At 35.0% G+C, this 20,913-nt stretch carries 23 protein-coding genes; 8 read left to right on the top strand and 15 right to left on the bottom strand.

The genetic code is table 11. The features are described from left to right. Positions 1-381: 381 nt before the first annotated feature. From J4771_RS00685 to tpx, 11 genes are all read right to left on the bottom strand, one after another. Positions 382-1,032 carry a DnaJ domain-containing protein gene (locus J4771_RS00685; RefSeq protein ID WP_224135571.1) on the bottom strand — a complete coding sequence of 217 codons (651 nt, stop codon included), beginning with the start codon at positions 1,030-1,032 and terminating at the stop codon, positions 382-384. 131 nt (positions 1,033-1,163) lie between these two features. Beyond that, positions 1,164-1,433 (bottom strand): hypothetical protein, encoded by a 270-nt coding sequence (locus J4771_RS00680; protein WP_224135570.1) that lies wholly within the window; start codon positions 1,431-1,433, stop codon positions 1,164-1,166. 465 nt (positions 1,434-1,898) lie between these two features. Next, a complete protein-coding gene (locus tag J4771_RS00675; RefSeq protein WP_224135569.1) occupies positions 1,899-2,243 on the bottom strand; it encodes a hypothetical protein in 345 nt (114 codons plus the stop codon). A 4-nt stretch (positions 2,244-2,247) separates the two neighbouring features. Next, complete coding sequence (locus J4771_RS00670; protein WP_224135568.1) at positions 2,248-2,823, bottom strand: RNA polymerase sigma factor; 576 nt, start codon at positions 2,821-2,823, stop codon at positions 2,248-2,250. Between the two features lie 184 nt (positions 2,824-3,007). Beyond that, positions 3,008-3,418, bottom strand: coding sequence for an SRPBCC domain-containing protein (locus J4771_RS00665; protein WP_224135567.1), 411 nt, complete (start codon positions 3,416-3,418; stop codon positions 3,008-3,010). A gap of 43 nt (positions 3,419-3,461) precedes the next feature. After that, positions 3,462-4,328: a VOC family protein gene (locus tag J4771_RS00660; protein ID WP_224135566.1), complete on the bottom strand. Its 867-nt coding sequence runs from the start codon at positions 4,326-4,328 to the stop codon at positions 3,462-3,464. A gap of 77 nt (positions 4,329-4,405) precedes the next feature. Beyond that, complete coding sequence (locus J4771_RS00655) at positions 4,406-4,762, bottom strand: iron chaperone (RefSeq protein ID WP_224135565.1); 357 nt, start codon at positions 4,760-4,762, stop codon at positions 4,406-4,408. Positions 4,763-4,775: 13 nt separating this feature from the next. After that, the gene (locus tag J4771_RS00650; RefSeq protein WP_224135564.1) at positions 4,776-5,189 is read right to left on the bottom strand and encodes an SRPBCC domain-containing protein; all 414 of its coding nucleotides are present in this window, start codon (positions 5,187-5,189) and stop codon (positions 4,776-4,778) included. A gap of 61 nt (positions 5,190-5,250) precedes the next feature. Then, positions 5,251-5,691: an SRPBCC family protein gene (locus J4771_RS00645; protein WP_224135563.1), complete on the bottom strand. Its 441-nt coding sequence runs from the start codon at positions 5,689-5,691 to the stop codon at positions 5,251-5,253. A 155-nt stretch (positions 5,692-5,846) separates the two neighbouring features. Continuing rightward, positions 5,847-7,067, bottom strand: coding sequence for a DUF763 domain-containing protein (locus tag J4771_RS00640; RefSeq protein WP_224135562.1), 1,221 nt, complete (start codon positions 7,065-7,067; stop codon positions 5,847-5,849). Between the two features lie 162 nt (positions 7,068-7,229). After that, positions 7,230-7,727 carry a thiol peroxidase gene (gene tpx / locus J4771_RS00635; protein WP_224135561.1) on the bottom strand — a complete coding sequence of 166 codons (498 nt, stop codon included), beginning with the start codon at positions 7,725-7,727 and terminating at the stop codon, positions 7,230-7,232. A 208-nt stretch (positions 7,728-7,935) separates the two neighbouring features. Between tpx and J4771_RS00630 the strand changes: the two genes are divergently transcribed. From J4771_RS00630 to J4771_RS00600, 8 genes are all read left to right on the top strand, one after another. Continuing rightward, positions 7,936-8,787 (top strand): aldo/keto reductase, encoded by an 852-nt coding sequence (locus J4771_RS00630; protein ID WP_224135560.1) that lies wholly within the window; start codon positions 7,936-7,938, stop codon positions 8,785-8,787. A 90-nt stretch (positions 8,788-8,877) separates the two neighbouring features. Beyond that, a complete protein-coding gene (locus J4771_RS00625) occupies positions 8,878-11,094 on the top strand; it encodes an NADP-dependent isocitrate dehydrogenase (RefSeq protein ID WP_224135559.1) in 2,217 nt (738 codons plus the stop codon). Between the two features lie 223 nt (positions 11,095-11,317). Continuing rightward, the gene (locus J4771_RS13280) at positions 11,318-11,563 is read left to right on the top strand and encodes a DUF6804 family protein (RefSeq protein ID WP_394369783.1); all 246 of its coding nucleotides are present in this window, start codon (positions 11,318-11,320) and stop codon (positions 11,561-11,563) included. Positions 11,564-11,652: 89 nt separating this feature from the next. Further along, the gene (locus J4771_RS00620) at positions 11,653-12,108 is read left to right on the top strand and encodes a hypothetical protein (RefSeq protein ID WP_224135558.1); all 456 of its coding nucleotides are present in this window, start codon (positions 11,653-11,655) and stop codon (positions 12,106-12,108) included. Next, positions 12,105-13,346: a DUF4407 domain-containing protein gene (locus J4771_RS00615; RefSeq protein ID WP_224135557.1), complete on the top strand. Its 1,242-nt coding sequence runs from the start codon at positions 12,105-12,107 to the stop codon at positions 13,344-13,346. The genes J4771_RS00620 and J4771_RS00615 overlap by 4 nt, the downstream gene beginning before the upstream one ends. Positions 13,347-13,348: 2 nt before the next feature. Continuing rightward, positions 13,349-14,728, top strand: coding sequence for a DUF4407 domain-containing protein (locus J4771_RS00610; RefSeq protein WP_224135556.1), 1,380 nt, complete (start codon positions 13,349-13,351; stop codon positions 14,726-14,728). A gap of 2 nt (positions 14,729-14,730) precedes the next feature. Then, positions 14,731-16,524 carry a hypothetical protein gene (locus tag J4771_RS00605; RefSeq protein WP_224135555.1) on the top strand — a complete coding sequence of 598 codons (1,794 nt, stop codon included), beginning with the start codon at positions 14,731-14,733 and terminating at the stop codon, positions 16,522-16,524. After that, positions 16,514-17,011, top strand: coding sequence for a hypothetical protein (locus J4771_RS00600; RefSeq protein WP_224135554.1), 498 nt, complete (start codon positions 16,514-16,516; stop codon positions 17,009-17,011). The genes J4771_RS00605 and J4771_RS00600 overlap by 11 nt, the downstream gene beginning before the upstream one ends. 210 nt (positions 17,012-17,221) lie before the next feature. On the opposite strand, the gene J4771_RS00595 is transcribed toward J4771_RS00600, so the two are convergent. The 4 genes from J4771_RS00595 to J4771_RS00580 form a co-directional block, all read right to left on the bottom strand. Beyond that, entirely contained in the window at positions 17,222-18,325 is a 1,104-nt protein-coding gene (locus J4771_RS00595; protein ID WP_224137731.1) for a pseudouridine synthase, read from the bottom strand. A gap of 130 nt (positions 18,326-18,455) precedes the next feature. Continuing rightward, on the bottom strand, positions 18,456-19,385 hold the full coding sequence (locus J4771_RS00590; protein ID WP_224135553.1) for a UbiA family prenyltransferase: 930 nt from the start codon (positions 19,383-19,385) through the stop codon (positions 18,456-18,458). A gap of 52 nt (positions 19,386-19,437) precedes the next feature. Then, positions 19,438-20,364, bottom strand: coding sequence for a mevalonate kinase family protein (locus J4771_RS00585; protein WP_224135552.1), 927 nt, complete (start codon positions 20,362-20,364; stop codon positions 19,438-19,440). A gap of 298 nt (positions 20,365-20,662) precedes the next feature. Further along, a complete protein-coding gene (locus J4771_RS00580) occupies positions 20,663-20,911 on the bottom strand; it encodes a hypothetical protein (protein WP_224135551.1) in 249 nt (82 codons plus the stop codon). Positions 20,912-20,913 lie beyond the last annotated feature (2 nt).

Here is a 20,913-nt window from a genome sequence, read left to right as displayed (position 1 = left end):
GCAATTTGCCAATTTTTCCGCTTTCCCAATCAGCTTTCACCTATCGGCAATGAGCAGAGAATCATCGTTACTCTTTAAATCGATTTAAAATCATAAACCTCCGCATTTAAAGTTCTGATTTTGACGTAAAACTTATTTTAGTTATTTTGAATTATTCTAAATTACATTATATTTGCCCGATGAATTTACCAATCATACCTTTCAAAATTGCACCGCTGCAGCCTTTTTATGGAAATACCGAAGAAATCTATTGTGGAAAAAAGAAATGCTGCAAGAAATTCAAGAAAGGAAAACGTTGCAAAAAATGTCCGGGAAGACTGAAGATGGCGTGATTTGAGTGGGTGTGTTGGTGAGTGGGTGTGTTTTTTTGGAAAAACTCCCTTAACGCGCAAAAGTTTTTACTAAAAGCAAAATAGCGATTATCAGAAACAAAACCGCCAAAACGATCTTCACTGCTTTTGGTTGCCTGCCTGGATTTGTACGGGTAGATTTTTGAGGTTTAAAGAAATCTTCAGCTTCACTTTTCAGCTGTTCTCTTTCTGTTTCAAAAATTTGCGTAATAGTTATTCCTTGAACAACTGTTTTGTGTAACAATGTATTCGTTGCGTGAAGCAATATCTGAAATTTTCCATCTTTAAATTCTTTAATTCTGAAAGTTCTTTCGCCGTAACCTTTCTCTAAACCAAAAGGTAAAATTTTTACTACATCTGCATTATTCGTATGCCAGTTGATGATGACTTCTTCGCCTTGTTTAACACGAATTTTATTGGCAGAAAATGTTCGGATTGATGGCGGCAGATTTGGGCGATAACTTCTTTGTTGATGCGCTAAATTTTCGTCATAAATTCTCCGTTTTTCATCATCACTCAACATTTCATACGCTTCCTGAATTTCGCGAAAACGGGCTTCGAAGAAATCGTCGTCGGGATTTTTGTCGGGATGATATTTTAAGGATAATTTTCGGTAGGCTTTTTTGATGTCTTCTTCGGAAGCATTTTCTCCAACGCCAAGAAAATAATAGTAGTTCTTCATATTACAGATGCGGGATGCGGGATGCGGGATTCGTGTTTCGCACTGCAAAAATATGGATTTTAGATTTTAACGAAAAAACGGAAAGAAGTGATTCTTTCCGCCTCAAAAAATTGATTAGTTAATTGGAATTTTTATGCTTCTGCCTTTTCAGCTTTGCACGCAGATTTGTGGCAGCATTTTGAAGAGAACTGTGTTTTGAATTTGTTCTTCAATTCAGCATATTTGTCATCATCAAGCTCTCTGATTTTGTCAGCGAATCCGAAAGGAGTTCTCTCTTTGATGTCGTATTCCTCAAAAATACCTTTCATAAATTTTCTTCTTTCGCCCATTTTTTTTGCTGCGAAAGCAACTCCTACTACTGCTAATGCTCCTAAAGCACCTTTTAAACCTGAATTTTTCATTTTCTAAATTTTAAATTTTACGTTTTACTTTTGTTTTCCTCACCCCGATTCTCTACAAAGGAGAGGGAGTTAATTAGGATGTTTTTGATAAAGACGATTGGATTTGTGTTTTACTTTAAAACATTTTTAAAAGATTTTGATCAAACCAAATCTCAATTCTTTTTCTATTAAAGACGGGTAGATTTTTGTTTTACTTTAAAAATGGTTGAAAAACTATGAAAATATTATTTGGAAAATTAACGTTGTGTTTCTACGGAGCGCTCTAATGACGAACTAAACTTTTTCTACAAACTTTTCAATCCTACGGAGCTCAAAAACAATTTTGAAACTTTCTTCTACGCAGATTACGCAGAAATAGTACTGTTAAAATCTGCGCAATCTGCAATAACTTATTAATTATTCAAGAAAACCTCAATCAAATCCCATTAAAAACAAAAAAAAACGAACCGAAGTCCGTTTTAAAATTCAATATTGATTTTTCCTGAAAAATCCGCCGTGTTCGCAACGCTTTTTCCACATTTCTTTCAGTCGCTCTTTTTCCTCGTCCGACATTCCACTCATCTTCTCATCAGAAAATCGGTCGCAATTTTTTCTTCCCCAATGTTTTCCTCCTTTTCCGCCAAATCCGCCGAAAAGAATTTTACTTAACACTAAAATTCCCATCGCCTGCCAAAATGTGATGACTTTCACGCCGATAATATCAGGCAAAAGCAAATTCCAAAGCCACATCACAATTCCCGTTACCACAAAAAACATCGCAATTCCGCCCACGATCAAAAGCCCGATTCTACCTTTAAATTTATTATTCATTTTCTTATCCTTTCAAATCTTTATACAAAATCGCCATTCTTTTTCGCAGATGCTTTACCGCATAATTTTTTCTGCTGATAATGGTCTTGATATTTTCTCCCTGTTCGTCGGCAATTTCCTGCAGTTTCTTTCCTTCGATTTCATTCTCCACGAAAACCAAACGCTGATTTTCCGGCAATTCTTCCAAGGCTGCGAAAAGCTCCTTCCAAACTTCCTCCCGAAACGCCAAAAGTTCAGGATTTTCAGAATCATCCAACAACAAAATATCTTTCACCGCAAAACTTCCGTCCTCGTCTTCATACACGAAATCCTCCAGATTATCCGTCGTCTTTTTTCGGTATTTATCGATAATTTTATTGTTTGAAACCCGATAAAGCCAACCGCCGATATTCACAATCTCGCCAATGTTGGTCAGGTTGCTGAACTGATACCAAACCTCCTGCAAAATGTCTTCCGCATCCTCTGTATTTCGAACTTTCGGTCGGATAAAAGACAGCAGTTTTCCGCCGTAATTCTTCACGGTTTCGCCAATAATGTTGTCTCTTTCGGTTTGCGACATATAAGTTAATTCCAGCTCCATATTTCGTATGACGAGCGAAATTTAATTTTACTTTAAAGAATTTACAATTTTTGCAGAGCGAAGTTGAGCTGGAAATTTTTGGAATTAATTGAACATAGTTTTGTCTTTCTGAAATGTTTTTTTTCGGCGGCGGCTTCGCCGCCGTCGAAAAAAAATTCAAAAAAACCTGCAATAAAATGACTTCCTACTCTTCTGAAATTTCTTTTATTTTCTGAAATATGTTCGGGAAATAATTGTTGTAAAAATCCACAAATTCATCCATGGAATTGACTTTGGATTTTAAAAAAGTTCCAGTTTCGATTGGTTCTAAAATATACGCAACATCTGAACCGCCAAAATCCTGTGCATCCAAAACACCATCATAAATCCAACCAAGATGTTTCAATTTTAGTTCTTCTTTGGGTTTGTTTGTTACTACTTCGCTGAACATTCCGTTATTTTTGGGGTCGAAAAACTTCATCACGCTTCCTTCTTCCCAATTTCCCTCGAAACGGTTTCCCTTCGTCCATTTTGTGTATTGTTCGTCACCGACCAAAGTTTCCCAAACTTTTTCGGGAGTTGCGTTGATTTCTGTTTGAAATTCTAATTGTTTCATGAAAATTAAGAGATTAAGAAATTAAAAAATTACTTGCGTGAAATTAAGAATTATAGGCTTTCTCCAAATCGGCGATCACAATTTTCTTCATCGTCATCATTGCCTGAAAAACTTTTTGAGAACGGTCGGTTCCATCGAAACTGTTCATCAGTTCCAACAATCTTTTAGGAGTGATTTGCCAACTTACGCCATATTTGTCTTTCAACCAACCGCATTGACTTTCTTCTCCGCCATCAGAAGTCAGCGAGTTCCATAAATGGTCGGTTTCCTCTTGATTATCGGTCATCACAACAATTGATATTCCTTCCGAAAAATCAAATTGGTGGTCGTAGGAATTATCCATGCAGAAAAAATTATAATTGTCAATAACAAAATGCGCATGTTGCACATTTTCAGGAACTTCATGGGTTTCATTTCCAACTCCAACTCCGTAAGTTAAGACACTTCCAATTTTAGAATTTGGGAAAATGTTGGTGTAAAACTCCATCGCTTCCATCGCCTTTCCGTTGTTATGATGAATAAACATCAGCGTAGGAATAATTTTTTGTTCGCCCTGTTTTTCACCCAAATAAACCTGCCAAGTCACACCAAACCTGTCTCGAACCCAACCGTATTTTTTACTCCACGGATATTCGCCGAGCTCCATCAATACAATTCCCCCTTCAGCAAGTGATTTCCAATATTTTTCGACTTCTTCTTCGGTTTCGCAAAGGATCATGAAAGAAATCGTAGCATTTTTTTCAAAAGCGGGACCTCCGTTCAACAACATGAAACGCTGCCCAAAAAGGTCGAGATTAATTACCATCGGTGTATCCACCGTAATTTTTCCGCCGAAAGTTTCTACATAAAAATCGGCGGCATGTTTGCCATCGTTATTAAACCAAAGGCAAGGGAAAATATCGTTATTCATAAATTTTGTTTGAAGTTGTTTGAGTTTGTTTGATAGGTTTGAAGCTGTTCAATATTGTTCAACACGGTTCAATAAGTTCAATATTTATCAATTTTTTTTATAAGACTTTTTTTGCGGAATTTTACGACTTTAAGTATCAAATCATAGGGAATCTCTTCATTTAATGCAAACTGAACCGAACCTTTTCCCTGTTTATAGTTAGAAAATTCTTGTGCAAATTCTTCATGTCCGTTCGGTGTGGCGTAAAAACCGATGTGATTTTTATAGCCTGCGAAATAAACCAAAGGTTTTTTGTTTAAAAAGAATGCAGGCATTGCATAAGAGATTCGTTCTTCTGCATTGGGAACTTCGTCCAAAATAATGTTTCGGATTTTATTTAAAATTTCCTGAACTTCTTCAGGAAATTGATGGATATATTTTGAAACTTCACTCACTTAAAATGTGATCTTAATGTTTTTCCACATATTTATGAAATCGGTCTAAAATCGCATACCAACCAACGCGCTGCATTTCTCTTCCGTTCTGAACTTCGGGTTCAAAAACCTGAACAATTTCGGTAGTGTTGTCATCAATTTTATTGAAAAAAACTTCCACTTTTCTACCGTCGTTCAAGTGACTTTTGATGTATTCGTGAACCTTAATTTCATCAATATAACCCGAAAAATTGTAGCCAAAACTTTTATCTTTATATTCTAAGCGGTAATCGAATCTGCCACCTTCACGAAAATCGTTGTCCGCTTTCGGACAATGCCAATTGGTGGTCGGAAAATTCCACTTCACAATATGTCTTGGATTATTAAAATAGTCCCAAGTTTTGAGCAAAGGCTTTAGAATCGTTACTTTGATTGTTATTGGCTCCATAATCTTATTTTTTCTAAAAATAGGAAATTATTTTCAGACGTGAAAATCAGTGAAATATAAGTTAGTGGTTTTCAGTGTACTTGTGGAAATTATTCAAAATAGCGTACCAACCTTCGCGCTGCATTTCTCGGGAGTTTTGCATTTCAGGATCGAAAGTTTCAATAACCTTTGTCGTATTCTCATCCATTTTTTCAAACTGAATTTCCACTTTTCTGCCGTCTTCCAAATGGTATTTTATAAGTTTGTAAGGAATTATCTCGTCATAAATTCCCTCGAAATCAAACCCGAAACTGCCGTCTTTTGCCTGCATTCTCGTTTTGAGTTTTCCACCGACTCTTAAATCGTTTTCCGCTTTCGGGCATTCCCAAGATTCGTGCGCAAAGTTCCATTTCACGATGTGTTCGGGATCGCTGAAGTAGTTCCAAACTTTTTCAATTGGTTTTAAGATCGTGATGTCTATTTTTATTGGTTCCTTATTTTGGTTGTTTAGGAAACTTAACAAATTTTTTAACTTGTAAGGTTTGTTTTGATATTAATTAATCTTTTAAATTTAAAGAATAAAACTTAAACCATAAAAGAAGATCATGTGAATTATTTTATGTTTGTCATGGATTATTATATGTCTAAATTAGTTTTTAAACTTTTTAGAACTCTTTTTTAAAACAGTGAAAGTTGAATTCCACCATTATTCAGGCGCTCTTTTTCGGGTGGTTTCGAATCTCCGAAAACTGTTTTTCCACCAAATCGCCAAGAATTTTTTCGTTCATCTTCAATCACTTCCTGAATATCAAAATTAGGTGTAAAATTTTCTTCTAATTTCAAATTAATTTCATGAAGTTTTTGAATTGCCTGCAGTTTATCGGAATTTCCAAGTTTAGATTTTTCAATTCCTGAACGTAGAATTTCCAAAGTTTCATCGTAAATTTTTGTGGGAACCGGAAACGGATGACCATCTTTTCCACCGTGCGCAAAGGAAAAACGTGCAGGGTCCTGAAATCTTGAAGGTGCTCCGTGAATCACTTCCGAAACCAAAGCCAAACTTTGCATTGTTCGTGGACCAACTCCTTTTAACATCAATAAATCTTCAAAAGTTTCGGGCTGCATTTCCCGCGTCATTGCCAACATTGCGCCCAATCTTTTCAAATTAACGTCAGAAGCTTGAACATCGTGATGTGATGGTAAAATTAATGAAACTTCCTTCATAATTTTTTCCGGAGCTTTGTGCGAAATTTCTAAAATCCCATTTCGATTTTCTTCAGCAGATTTTGCGGTTAAGTCTAAAATAATTCCTTGATTTTTTCCACAAATTCCGGTGTGAGGTTCATCAACAAAAGATTTTAAATTTTCGGAATGCCAATGATAGCGACGCGCAGTTTTGTCTTTTGGGTTCATTCCCTGTTGAACGACGCTCCAACTGCCTTCATCGCTCAAAATAAAATTATGGGTGTAGAGCTGATAGCCATCGTGAATTGCTGTATTGTCAACCTTTGCGGAAAGTTTGCTTGCTTTCACCAATTCAGTTCCGTTGAGTCCGGTTAAATCTGCAATTTTTAGTAATTCGTTTGGGGTTTCCTTTGAAAATTTTCCTTTTCCGCCTGCAATGTAAATTCCCAAAGATTTTGAATGTGGATTTACGGCTCTTTTCAAAGCGCCCATTACAGAAGTCGTAACTCCCGAAGAATGCCAATCCATTCCCATCACTGCGCCCAAACTTTGAAACCAAAACGGATCGCTCATTCTGCGAATAACTTCGTCTTTTCCGTAATCGCTCAATAAAACTTCAAAAATTGCAAGTCCAAGTTTCGACATACGTTCGTAAAGCCACTGTGGAACGTAGCCATAATGAAGCGGTAAATCTGCGGAACCGGAGCGAAGCATTTTTGAAGTTTGAGATTTTGAATTACATTAATAACTGAAAAAACAAGCACTGTCATTCTGAATGAAGCGAAGCGAAATGAAGAATCTCTTGATTGAGATTCTTCACTTCATTCGTTCCTCATTTCGTTCAGAATGACAAACCATATTTTTCTAATAAACAAACTACTTCAAAGCATTCAAAGCGTTTTCATAATTTGGTTCCTGAACGATTTCCGGAACTTGTTCTGTATAAACAACGTTATTATTTTCATCCGTCACAATTACCGCTCTTGATAGCAAACCTTTCATTGGTCCGTCCACAATTGTTACTCCGTAGTCATCTCCAAAAGTTCCTCGGAAATCGGATAAAGTTTCTACATGGTCCAAACCTTCAGCCGCGCAAAACCTGCCCAAAGCAAACGGCAAATCTTTAGAAACATTAATCACCACAGTGTTTTCTAAATTCCCCGCTTCTTCATTAAATTTTCTTGCAGAAGCGGCGCAAATTCCAGTGTCAATACTTGGAAAAATGTTGAAGATTTTTCTTTTTCCGTTGTAATCTTCCAAAGTTTTCACCTCCAATTTATCATTTACTAAAGCCAAATCCTTTAACGATAAACCAACTTCGGGAAGGTTTCCGATCGTGTGAATTTCATTTCCTTTTAATGTAATATTTGCCATAATGTTTAATTTTTAATTCCCTCAAAAATACGGAATATGATCCGCAAAGTAAATTAATGAAAGGTTAAATTAGTCTTAAAGTTTGCAGAAGAGCCTAAATAATTGCAATTTTTTCTATCAAATTTTATCTTTGACAAGATGAATGATGGAGATGATTTTAAGGCAGAATTATTGCAGCAAAAAACACCGAATTCAATAAAAACAATTTATGAAATATTTAAAACTGAACGACGGAAACCAAATCCCCGCAATTGGTTTCGGTACCTATAAAGCAACTGAAGAAGAAGGAATTGAAGCCGTAAAAACCGCTCTACGAAACGGCTATCGATTAATCGACGGTGCCGCAAAATACGAAAACGAAGTCGCCGTTGGAAAAGCCATCAAAGAAAGCGGAATTCCACGTGAAGAAATTTTTGTAACGACGAAAGTTTGGCGGGAAAATTTGGGTTACGAAAACACGAAAAAAGCATTCGAAGATTCTTTACAAAAATTGAATTTGGATGATGTGGATTTATACCTGATTCATTGGCCTGCAAATGCGAAAAATTTTGAAAATTGGCAGGAAATAAATGCTGAAACTTGGCGTGCAATGGAAGATTTGCAAAAAGAAGGCAAAATAAAATCCATCGGTGTAAGCAATTTTTGGGTTGAACATGTGGAAGCTTTAATGAAAACCGCAAAAGTAAAACCTGCTATCAACCAAATCGAATTTCATCCCGGATACTGGCAACCGGAAGTCACCGAATTTTGTCAAAAACACGGAATTGTAGTGGAAGCATGGTCTCCATTAGCAAGAGGAAAGGTTTTTGAAAATGAAGCGCTAAAAAAAATTGCAGAAAATCATGGAAAATCGGTTTCACAAATTTCATTGCGGTGGATTGTTCAACATGGCGTAGTTCCCATTCCTAAATCGACAACAGAGGAAAGAATTCTCGACAATATTTCCATTTTCGATTTTGAATTAAATTCTGACGAAATGAAAACAATGAATGAGCTTCCTGAAATGGGTTTCAGTGGCGAGTTACCGAATATTTGGCCGGATAGAATTCCGCAAGAATAATTTCAAAATCAAATATTCTGAAGCTCCCATAACTTCACAAAAAATCCTTAAATTTGTATTCCTTAAAAATTGAATAAATAAACTACAATAATGTCACAGGCAAAAATTTACTACACATTGACGGACGAAGCGCCAATGTTGGCTACACACTCGTTTTTACCGATTGTAAAAGCATTCACCAATTCTGCAAATATCGAGATTGAAGTTCCCGATATTTCTTTGGCAGGAAGAATTTTAGCAAATTTCCCTGAATTTTTAAATGACGACCAAAAAGTTCCTGATTATTTGGCTCAATTGGGTGAATTAGCGACAAAACCTGAAGCAAACATCATCAAATTACCCAATATTTCAGCTTCTGTTCCACAGTTGGAAGAAGCAATTGCCGAACTTCAAAAACATGGTTTCGCAGTTCCAAATTATCCTGCAGAACCGAAAAATGACGAAGAAAAAGCAATCAATGCAAAATATGCCAAAGTTCTTGGAAGTGCGGTAAATCCAGTATTGAGAGAAGGAAATTCCGACCGTAGAGCTCCGAAATCCGTAAAAGATTACGCAAAAGCCAATCCACACAAAATGGGAGTTTGGAATGCAGATTCTAAAACTTCTGTGGCACACATGAATTCAGGAGATTTCTATGGAACAGAAAATTCAATGACGGTTGAAAACGAAGGAAAATTCAGAATTGTTTTTTATGGAAATGATGGTTCAGAGAAGGTTTTGAAAGATTATGCACCTTTGAAAGCAGGAGAAATTATTGATACTTCGGTTTTGAGTGTGAATACCTTAAAATCATTCGTGCAGGAAGCCATTGATGAAGCGAAAGAAAAAAATGTACTTCTTTCCGCACATTTGAAAGCGACCATGATGAAAGTTTCTGACCCTATTATTTTCGGGGCGATTGTAGAAACTTATTTTAAAGATGTTTTTGAAAAATATAAAGATACTTTCGCGGAGTTAGATATCAATCCGAACTTTGGTTTGGCGACACTTTTCGAGAAAATTTCGGGAACTCCGAAAGAGACCGAAATAAAAGCAGATATTGAAAAAGCGATCGAGAACGGACCAAGAATCGCGATGGTAAATTCTGACCAAGGAATTACGAATTTCCACGTTTCTTCGGATGTGATTGTAGATGCTTCAATGGCAGCGCTTGTTCGTGGAGGCGGAAAAATGTGGAACAAAGAAGGCAAAGAGGAGGACACTGTTTGCATTATTCCGGACAGAACTTACGCAGGTTTCTACGAAGCGATTATCGATGATATGAAAGCAAACGGTGCGATTGATCCGAAAACTTTTGGCTCCGTTCCGAATGTTGGTTTAATGGCGCAAAAAGCTGAAGAATACGGCTCTCACGACAAAACTTTCCAAATGACTGCAGAAGGAACCGTGAAAGTAGAGGACGAAAACGGCAACACTTTACTGGAGCAAAAAGTTTCGAAAGACGATATTTTCAGAATGTGTCAGGTGAAAGACGCTCCAATTCAAGATTGGGTAAAATTGGCGGTAAACAGAGCCAGACTTTCCAACACTCCTGCTATTTTTTGGTTGGATAAAGGAAGAGCGCACGATTCGCAAATCATCAAAAAAGTAGAAAAATATTTGAAAGGTTACGACTTGACCGGACTTGACATCAGAATTATGGATGTGAAAGACGCGATGTTGGAAACCTTGAAAAGAGGACGTGAAGGAAAAGACACCATTTCCGTTTCTGGAAATGTTTTGAGGGATTATTTAACCGATATGTTCCCAATTTTGGAACTCGGAACTTCGGCAAAAATGTTGTCCATCGTTCCATTAATGAACGGCGGAGGTTTGTTTGAAACCGGAGCAGGCGGTTCTGCACCAAAACATATCGAGCAATTTATTGAAGAAGGTTATTTACGTTGGGATTCTCTAGGTGAATTCCTTGCGTTACAGGCGAGTTTAGAGCATTTATCTCAAACGCAAGACAATCCAAAAGCGAAAGTTTTATCCGATGCTTTAGATACTGCAAACGCAAAATTTTTGGCAACCGACAAATCTCCGGCTAGAAAAGTAGGCGGAATAGACAACCGTGGTTCGCATTTTTATTTAGCGATGTATTGGGCAGGAGCTTTGGCCAACCAAACTGCAGATGCAGAAATTGCTGAAAAATTCAAACCAATCGCTGCGGCAATGCAGGAAAATGAAGCTAAAATCAATGATGAATTAATCGGCGCACAAGGAAAACCTCAAGATATTGGCGGATATTATCAACCCAATTTTGCAAAAACCGATGCGGCGATGAGACCGAGTTTGACTTTGGATTCTATTGTGAATGGGATATAAATCAAGATTCCAAATTCTATATTCAAGATTAAACTTCCCAAAATTTCGGGAAGTTTTTTTATGAAATCTCAAAGCCTAAAAAAACAATTATATTTATTACATAATTAATTGTTAAGAAAATTTTAAGAATTATTGTTGTTTTTTTAAGAAAATTTTTAATTTTGAAAAAAAACAGAATCAACCGTTGAAGAATATACAATTAATTACAGGGATTATTTGTTTTATGGGAATTTTTTCGTTGCCTTATGGTTTCTACACATTTTTGCGGCTCGCAGTTTCCACATCTTCAATAATCTTCATTTTCAAAAACCAAAAAAACGGCATTGATTTCTGGAACATCATTTTCGGAATTATGCTTTTACTTTTTAATCCGTTATTTCCTGTTTATCTGCATCAAAAAACAGCTTGGATAATAATTGATTTCATTGCTGGTACTGTATTTTTAGCAAAAGCTACTTTAACCAAATGAATTATTTTTTCAAATATTTTGTTTTTACTGATTTTTTGAGAAAGTCTCTTGAATTACTAAAATTTTGGGTGATAATTTCGTGGCGCAAATTGAAATTAGTTTTTAAAAAGAATAAAAATCTAAAAGAAATTGATCTTTATTTTTCGAACAAATACGTATTTGACAAATCGATTTTCACACTTTCTTATAATTTTCAAAATGCGATTTATTATGAAGTCGTAAATATTCATAAATCAGTAAATGCGGAAATTATTGAGATAATCAATAGTAATCTCAAAGAAATTATCCTAATTATTCATGGATCTAAAGAAAAGAAAACTTTAGCTTTCGAAGTAAATGTTGAAGAAGAAATTTCGTCAGAAAAATTTAACGTCGAATTTAAAAATAGCTTTAAAAATCTTCAGCTACAAATGAAAAAAAATCAGGAAACTCCGAAAATTGAAATGGAATTTAAACCCATTTTTTTTGATAAAAAACAACCACAATTAAACTTAAAAACTATAAAATTTAATCCTAAAGAATTTAACAAAACCGATTTTATATGATGGAAAATTACACTACTCCAAAAGCCGGGAAACTTATGAAATTTATGTGGGAATGTGCAGGCGGAGATACTTTTCTGCTTGAAAGAGCAACTTATTCTGACCAGGTAAAGTATTTCTGTATGGGCGGAATTGTTTTGGCAACCGGAATTATGGCCTCACTTTCAGGAGGTTATGCTTTCTACACCATTTTTTCACCGAAAACTGACAGTGTGCTGAATAAAATGCAGGTTGTGAATGCAACTGAAATTCCAATTCATTATCCTACAGTAATTTTATCTGTCGTTTTTGGAATACTTTGGGGATTGATGATTTACAATATCGACCGGTTTATTGTAACCAGCACAGGAAAAGGCGACGGAACGGAAGCAATTACTATGCAGGAATTCAAGAGTTCTCTCCCAAGAATTATTATGGGATGTATCATTGCGATTTCGATTTCAAAACCTGTCGAAATAAGGATGTTTAAAACTGAAATTGATTTGGAAATCCAAAAAGAACAGGAAAAAGAAAAAGCCAATCTAATTTCGCTTGCGGAAGTAAATTTTAAAAAAGGAATTGCACAAACCGAAAAAAATCTTGGAAAAATACAAATGGATATTGATGCTTTGCAAAAACTTCAAACAGAATATTCCGAAAATCTATCCAATGAAATTTCGGGAAAATCGGGAAACGGTGCGGATTACGGACCTAGAGCAACGCAGTTTGAAAGGCTAAAAAAAGAAACCGAGGCAAAAATTGCAGAACTAAAAAACACTTCAGAATTCAAAAAAGCGGAAAAAGACAAAGCTGAACTCGAAGATAAATATAAACAGGATATTGATGATGCAAAAAGAAAAGGAGCAAGTTTAGATGGTCTCCTTATTCGGATCAAAAAAGCTCACGAAGTTGCTGGAACAACCATCACATTATTTATAACACTCCTATTTTTGGCAATTGAGCTCACTCCTATTTTCTTTAAAATGATGCTTATTAAATCTCCGTACGATTATTTGTATGAAAACCGAAACGAAATGAAACTTGCAGAAAACGGAATAGAAGTTCGCTATGATTTTTATAAGGACAAGGAAGGTTTGGAAAGACACCTTGTCATAAACCATGAAGCCGACAAGCAAAAATTTGAAAAAGTAAAAATTGCGGAAATCCAAAAAGAACTCACGCAATACGCCGTAGATAAATACAAGGAAAGAGAAAAAGAAAAAATTGACGAAAACCCAGAATTGTATATCAAAGAAGTTTAATTGTGAGTCAAAAGAACAGTAGTTTTCACGATTTTTTTCTGAAATTCTCTGGAGAAGATTTTCAAATTATCAAAAGAAGCCGAACGAGCTCCGCTTTTGTAGGAATCGGCGTGTTTGTGTTTGTTATCTTTATGCTCTGTTTTGTAAGTTCATTTTCATTTCTATATAATTCTTTCGATGGTAATATTTTTCTTTCGGCTCCGGTTGGCGTATTTTGGGGATTGCTGATTGCAACGATTTACGTTTTCTTAATTTACACGATTACACCGATACTTTTACCAACACCCAAAAAAAAGAAAAATAAAATCATTGGTGAAATCGAACCTTTAAAATTCGATTACAACATTTCATTTTTTTTAAGATTAGCATTTATTATTTTCTTGGCAATAATTGTTGCCCAACCTTTGAACGTGCTTTTACTGAAACAATTCTCGGAAAGAACGGTTGAGAAATATAAGATTGAATTCAAGTTAAATGAAGCTTTAAGCGCAGACTCACTGTTTGTAAAGAAGGAACTTACATTCAAGGAAAAATTTGCAGAAAGAAGCCGGCTTCTTCCCAAAAGTGATTCCGCTGTGCTCAAAAATTCCTTTATGCTTATAGATAATAAAGTAGATGCAGATGTGAATACATTGCAATATGGAGGAGAATTAAGACGGAATTTGCTAAAACTGAAGTCTCTTCCGTTCAGCAAAAAAAATCAGGAAAAATTTGATTTTATTTACGATGAAATTCTAAATCTTTTGGACAAAGAAAAAAGCGATGATTCCGAATTTTTGCAGAGTATAGAAACCATCCATTTCGCGGACAATTTTCTGAAATCAGACTTCGATATTTATAAAAAAAGCATGACAGAAGTATTACAGGAAAAAACCGAGCGTTTTCAAAAATTGGATGCTCTGATTGAAAAAAGCAATTTTTACGTCACTACAATGCGGACTATTTTAGCAGAAAATCCAGTGTCTTGGCTGATCAGCTTCTTATCCATCATGATTTTTTCGCTTCCAATTTACATCAAGTATAGAATTGGGAAAACAACAGAATTTTTCAAGACCAAACAAAATATTGAATTGAAATTTGTGCAGGAAAACTACGAAAAACACCTTGAAACCTACAAAAAAATTCTCACCGAAAAACTACTTTCTTTAAATGCAGATCTGAAACAAAATCTTGAAATTCAGTTAGAAAGAATTAGAATTCATAACGTTGAAAAATCGGAAAAACTTCGTTTGGAATTAAAAGAAGAAATTTCTGAACTTTTTCGCGACAAATATCAGTTCTGGAAGAATCCGCCTTTCCGAACACAAAAAACAATAAGAAATACTGTATATAAAACCGAAAAACAATTCTTGGAATTTATATATGGCAATAAAGACGATTGATTTTGTTTAACTTCTTTAAAAATAAGAAAAATAAAAGTTTTACTTCCGCAGAAAAGTCGACTGCAGAAGAAATACCTGCTGAAATTATCCATACTTCCGATATTATGGAAGATCATGGCGGTAAATATTACCTCATCCAATATTGGGGAAAGGAGGAGCGCAGAACACATATTTCTGGCATTTTAAAAGGAAAATACAGAGGTTTCTACGATTATGAAGACACTCACTCCAAATATTTTCGTTTTGAAATTTACGAGTCTCAAATTACGAATGTGGAAAAATTGGAATTTGAGCCAAATTATGAAAAAAGCAAATTCTTTCCAAAGGATAAACTTCCCGAATTACTATCCACCTCTTTAAAAAATGGTTCAGACCAGTATCAGATCAATATCCATGATCCTCAATTCACGGATCAAAGAAAAATTTCTCAAAAACTACAACAAACCGATGGCAATGAATCTTTTGGCGTGATAGAAGGTGAAATTTTTGGTTATGTGAAAGATGAGGTTGACGCTGTAGTAGAAAAAAAAATCTACATTACCGAACCTGACATTTGCAAACCCACATTAGAACCAACCGGAAACCAAGAAATTAAAGAAAACTGCATCCGAAAAGAATATTGGTGCGAATGCAAGACAAAGACTTATTGGGGAAATTGGGAATGTGAAGAACTCGTAAAATCCGACATAAAGACAGGAAATATTGAGCGGTCAGGAAATTTTTTTCGCGAAGAATATTGGTATGAAGGAAAAAAACATAAATATTGGGGAGATTGGAAGACGAAAACGGTGACCGAGAGTTCATCTTCATATGGATGCGGTACAATTTTATGGTTAATTTTAGGAATAATTTTGCTTATTATTTTTGCGCCCTATTTATTGTATATTGTTCCGTTTTTAATTATTTGGCTCATTATCAAATTTTTACAGGGAATTTTTAAGTATATTTTTCCAATTTTAGCAATTCTGTTATTAATTGGATTATTTTCTGGAGTTTTTAGAGGCATTTCAGAAGCTAATAATCCAATACCTGTTAAAATAATAAAAGACGATTCTCTTGAAAAATCGGTTGTCGAAAAAATAGAGAACAAGAAAGAGCCAAACAAACCTGATAGCATCATTACTCATTTTAGAAAATGGAAGGACTATAAAGGAAATATTTATGAAGGAAAATACAGCTTGAAACTTAATGACATTCGGCAAGCACATCAATTAAAGAGACAGCTTCCACAAGATAATTACGCCTATTTTATTCATTCCTTAAAAGAAAATGATAGAAGTAAAATCGAAAATCTCTACACCTTGTTTGACGGAATTAGAGCTGACAAAAAACTCAATAATGATCAGTTCGCTGATGTTATTGTAAGTTTTGTGCAGGATATTCCCTATGCATTAGTATTGGATAATGCCTGTGACCCAAACCTTTATAGCGAAAAATATATAAAAGATTATTTTGCAGGTGCAAGCGCCAGTTGCGATCCAAACCAAGCTCTAGGAATTAATTCACCTGTTGAATTTTTAGCAAATTTGAAGGGTGATTGTGATACGAGAACACTGCTTATTTATACTATTTTGGATCATTATGGGTATGAGGTATTGTTACTCACAAGTCAGATTTATCAACATTCAATAATTGCAGTTTATAAAAATTCAAACGCAATAAAATTTAATTATTTCGGAAAAAATTATACCGTTTGGGAGACAACCAGTTTTCAGGAAGCAGGAATTCTACCACTTGAAATCTCAAATCAAAATTATTGGGACGTAACTTTAAAATCAAAAAACAATGGACAATAACAAACTTTTTATCATCGGAATTTCAATTCTGATTTATTTTTTCATCAGTATTTTCGTTACGAAATCAATAACCGCAAAATATCGAAAAACAGCAATTCAAAAAGATGATTTGAATGGTTACAATTTAATTCTTGCTGGAATTATTTTATCGATTGGCATAATCGGAAAAGAAGTTTTTTCTCATTTAGATATGGTGATCGACTTAATATCCACAAATAAATCTACAACTACCTCTTTATTTCAGCAAATTTGCTTGCATTTAGGAACTGGAATATTTACTTTGTTGATGTGTTACTTTTTATCCCAAACATTACTGAAATTTATTTATGAAAAAGAAAAAATTACGGAACGATTTGGTTTTAATCAGTTTGGATACTTTATATTGTTTAGTATATTAATGATTTCCTTAAGCTTACTGGTAAATATTTTTGTTTTAGAAGTACTCCAATTTTTCGCACCAAAAATTGAGGGAAGCTTATACAATTAAGTAAATCTAACTTGAGTTGCTAAACTTCCCGAAATTTTGGGAAGTTTTTTTTTCAATAAAATTTGCAGATTAAAAATAATTTCCAAATTTGTAAAATAAGCAACCGAAAAAGTGAAACAATTCATAGTTAGTTTTTTTAGTGTTTAACGAAAATTTCCCGCCATCAAAAGCGGGAAATTTTTATTTATTTCAATTTTAAAGAGACTTTTTTTAAAGCATTTTCAAATTATTCACTTCCAATTCTGTAAGGATTCTCCAGTGTCCGCGTTTGATATTTTTCTTGGTTAATCCTGCAAACATCACCCTGTCGAGTGCTTCGACTTCATAACCCAACTTCTGGAAAATTCTGCGCACCACTCTATTCCAACCGATGTGGATTTCGATGCCGATTTCGTTTTTCGGTTTGCCGTCGATGTATGAAATACTGTCCACTTCTGCAACGCCTTCTTCCAAACGGATTCCGTCCGCAATAGTGTTTAAGTCTGCTCTATCGAGTTTTCTGTCCAGAGTGACGTGGTAAATTTTCTTCATATTGAATGAAGGGTGCGTCAACTTTTTGGTTAAATGTCCGTCGTTGGTTAAAAGAATCACTCCTGTTGTGGAACGGTCCAATCTTCCCACTGGAAAAACGCGGTAAGGTGAAGCATTTGCCACCAAATCCATCACGGTTTTTCTGGCTTTTTCGTCCTTGGTAGTTGAGATATACCCTTTTGGTTTGTTGAGCAAAACGTAAACAGGTTTTTCGGGCGTAATTCCCTGTCCATCAAAGATGACTTTGTCGGTTTTCTGAACTTGATAACCCATTTCTGTCACCACTTTTCCATTGACTTGAACCAATCCTTGCGTGATTAATTCGTCTGCTTCTCTTCTTGAACAGATTCCCGAATTGGCGATGTATTTATTGAGTCGGATTGTTTCTTTCGGAACCTCTTTTGAAAGCTTGTCGAACCTTCTTTTTTGCACAAAAGAACGAGTTCTTTCCGCATCATCATTTCGGTCAAAAGATTTCTTGAATGGTTTTTTAGGACCGAATTTGCTGTCTCCTTTTTCGTATTTATCTCTTGTATCAAAAGATTTTCCCGTTCTTTTTCCTGCAGGTTTTCTTGAGGTTTTCTCGAAATTTTTTTCGTAAGATTTAGCTTCCGACTGCGACATCAATCTTGGTTCTCTTGCAGGTTTTGCAGATTTTTTTTCCGCTGAACCTTCAGATTTTGGAGCACGTGAAGCAGCAGGTTTTGTTCTTCCTGCAGAAGGTTTTGAAGTTCGTGAAGAAGAAATTCTCGGTCTTCTTGGTTTATCGTTGTCTCGGCTCATCGTCTGAAAAATTTTTGCAAAGATAGGTTTTTTTTGGCGGGATGCCGGAAGATGGATGCTGGAAGTCACAAAATTCTGCAAATGATTCCGCAAAAATCTTTCCCTTAATTTTTAGAATATTATAGGTATCCTATTTCGTATTTCGAAATTCGTATTTCGCTTTTCGTAATTCATATTTCTGCTGGATTCCATTGGCCAACATCGCAAAGATCCCGATGAGAAGCCAAATTCGCAAAACATTGAGGTTCGCAAATTTTGAATATTTAGTTTTGTTGAGTACTAAATAAACTGAAAGTATCTGCACGAAAATACTTGTCGCAAAATAATAACTCATAATGCTGTGCAAACCTTTCTGATGAATAATCAGCATAGAACAAATTTGTGCGAAAATCAAGAGAACGACTATGATTCCCCTCGTTGTGTAATTATGAAAAACATTCGCAATCGTGCGATAACCGAAAACTCTATCGGCATTTTTGGTCAAAGTGTCTTTAATAATGTCGATGATTAAAAGCATCAAAAAGATGAAAACCGCCATCAGAAAAACCTTCATCGAAAAGGTTTGGTAATACATCAACATTCCGAAAAATGGGTATAAAGTCAAACTGACGAAAGTTAAATTATTGATAATTAAAATCTTGCTCAATTTATGACTGTAAAACCACATCAAAAATTGATAGATTAAAAAGAAAAAGAAAACCCTTGGCGAAATTAAAAATGCAATCGTGAGCGAAAATAAATTCAGCAATAAATAGGCGTATAGAAAATATTTTTGCTTGAAAAAACTCTGTAACCGAGTTCGGAACGGTTTGGTTAATTGGTCTTTTTCCCGATCGTAAAATTGATTGATAATTCCACCTGCCAAAATACTTAAAACCGCACAAAATATAATTCCGTGGACTTTGAAATCGAACACGAAATTCCTCAAACTTTCTTCCTGATTGAACAGAAAAAAAGTAGAAACATAAAGTGCAAAAGTAAGTAAAACGGTCACGAAAAACCTGGCTCCCAAAAGGAAGCCAATCAATTGCGATATTCTGTAAAGGATAGGGTTTTTCATGAATTTAAGCCGAATAAAAGTAAAAATATTTCAAATTTTCCGACTTAAATAATTAGAATCTGTAAATGACTTCTTTATGGAAACCTTCCAACATTTTTTCTGCTTTTTTGTAATCTTTAGTGAAACCCAAAATATAACCTCCACCGCCGCTTCCGCAGAGTTTTAAGTAATAAGCATTCGTATCAAGACCTTTTTTCCAGGCGTTGTAAATATTTTGCGGAATCATGGGTTTGAAATGTTCGTATGCCCAAACTGAAAGATTTTTCAGGTTTTTGAAAAGTGGATTCATTTCTTTTTTCAAAAAAGCGTCGATACAAGCGTTGTTGTAACGGATAAACTCTTCCTTTAAGGTTTTTCTGAAACCTTCCGTCTTCATTTTTTCAAAGAAAATCTGAACCATTGGTCCCGTTTCTCCCGTCATTCCCGAATCGATGAGGAAAATCGCTCCTTTTCCTTCGTGACTTGCTGGAATGGAAACTTTATCTACATTCTCCTTATTTTCAATTAAAATCGGAAGATTCATGTAGCAAATCAGCGGATCAATTCCCGAACTTTTTCCGTGGAAATAGGATTCCATTTCGCCGAAAACTTTTTTCAGGTTTTTCAAATCGTCTTTTGAAATGTTTTCAGGAACCAATTTATTCACCGAATACCTCTCAAAAATCGCTGCAACCAACGCTCCTGAACTTCCCACTCCATATCCTTGCGGAATATTGGAATCGAAAAATAAACCTTTTTTAATGTCTTTTTGAAACGCTGAAATGTTCAGTTTAAAATTTTCCGGAAGTTCCAAATTTTTCAAATATTCGGAATATTTTTGAAGTGAAACGTTCGATTTTTTCTCAAATTCGGAATCCAAATCGGACAATTTCATCGTTCCCGTGTAGAAACTGTAAGGTAAAGTAAGTCCCTGCGAATCTTCGATAATGCCGTATTCGCCGAACAATAAGATTTTTGCGTAGAATAAAGGATTGGTCATAGTTTATTAATTCCTTGATTTACTGGTGCAAAGATACGATATTTTTGGTGCAGATGGATGCAATTGGTGCAAAATAATGGTTGCTGATTTTTGCAATGGTTACAATTGTAGGAATGTATGAGATAATTAACTGGTTCATTTGTATGGAATAATGGTGATTTGTCAAAAAACCGAAGGTTTTTAATTTGAACAAAGCTTTCCCAATTGATTCTTCGCTTCTTCATCATTAAAAAACTCAGCATCTTCACCCCCATATAATCGTAATATTCGTAGGCTTCTTTTTTCAACTGTTCAAATTCTAATCTTCATCTGAAATTATTTCATTTATGTCTAGTTGATCTTGTATGGGATATATTTTTTTAAATGCACGAATTACATCCATATTTAGTTGCGTAGAGTCAAAAGCCACAAGTTGAAAATGCCTTTTTTCCTGATCATTGATAGGAACAGAAAACAAATCACCTATTTTCGTATCAACTCTGCATATATCTAAAATTAATTTCAGAATGAAGGAAAAACCTTTAATTCCATATTGTAATTTTTTCATAA

It is taken from the genome of Candidatus Kaistella beijingensis, from assembly GCF_020084865.1.
GTDB lineage: Bacteria > Bacteroidota > Bacteroidia > Flavobacteriales > Weeksellaceae > Kaistella > Kaistella beijingensis.
The sequence above is the reverse complement of the archived record's forward strand: the minus strand, read 5'-3'. Positions and strand labels throughout refer to the sequence as shown.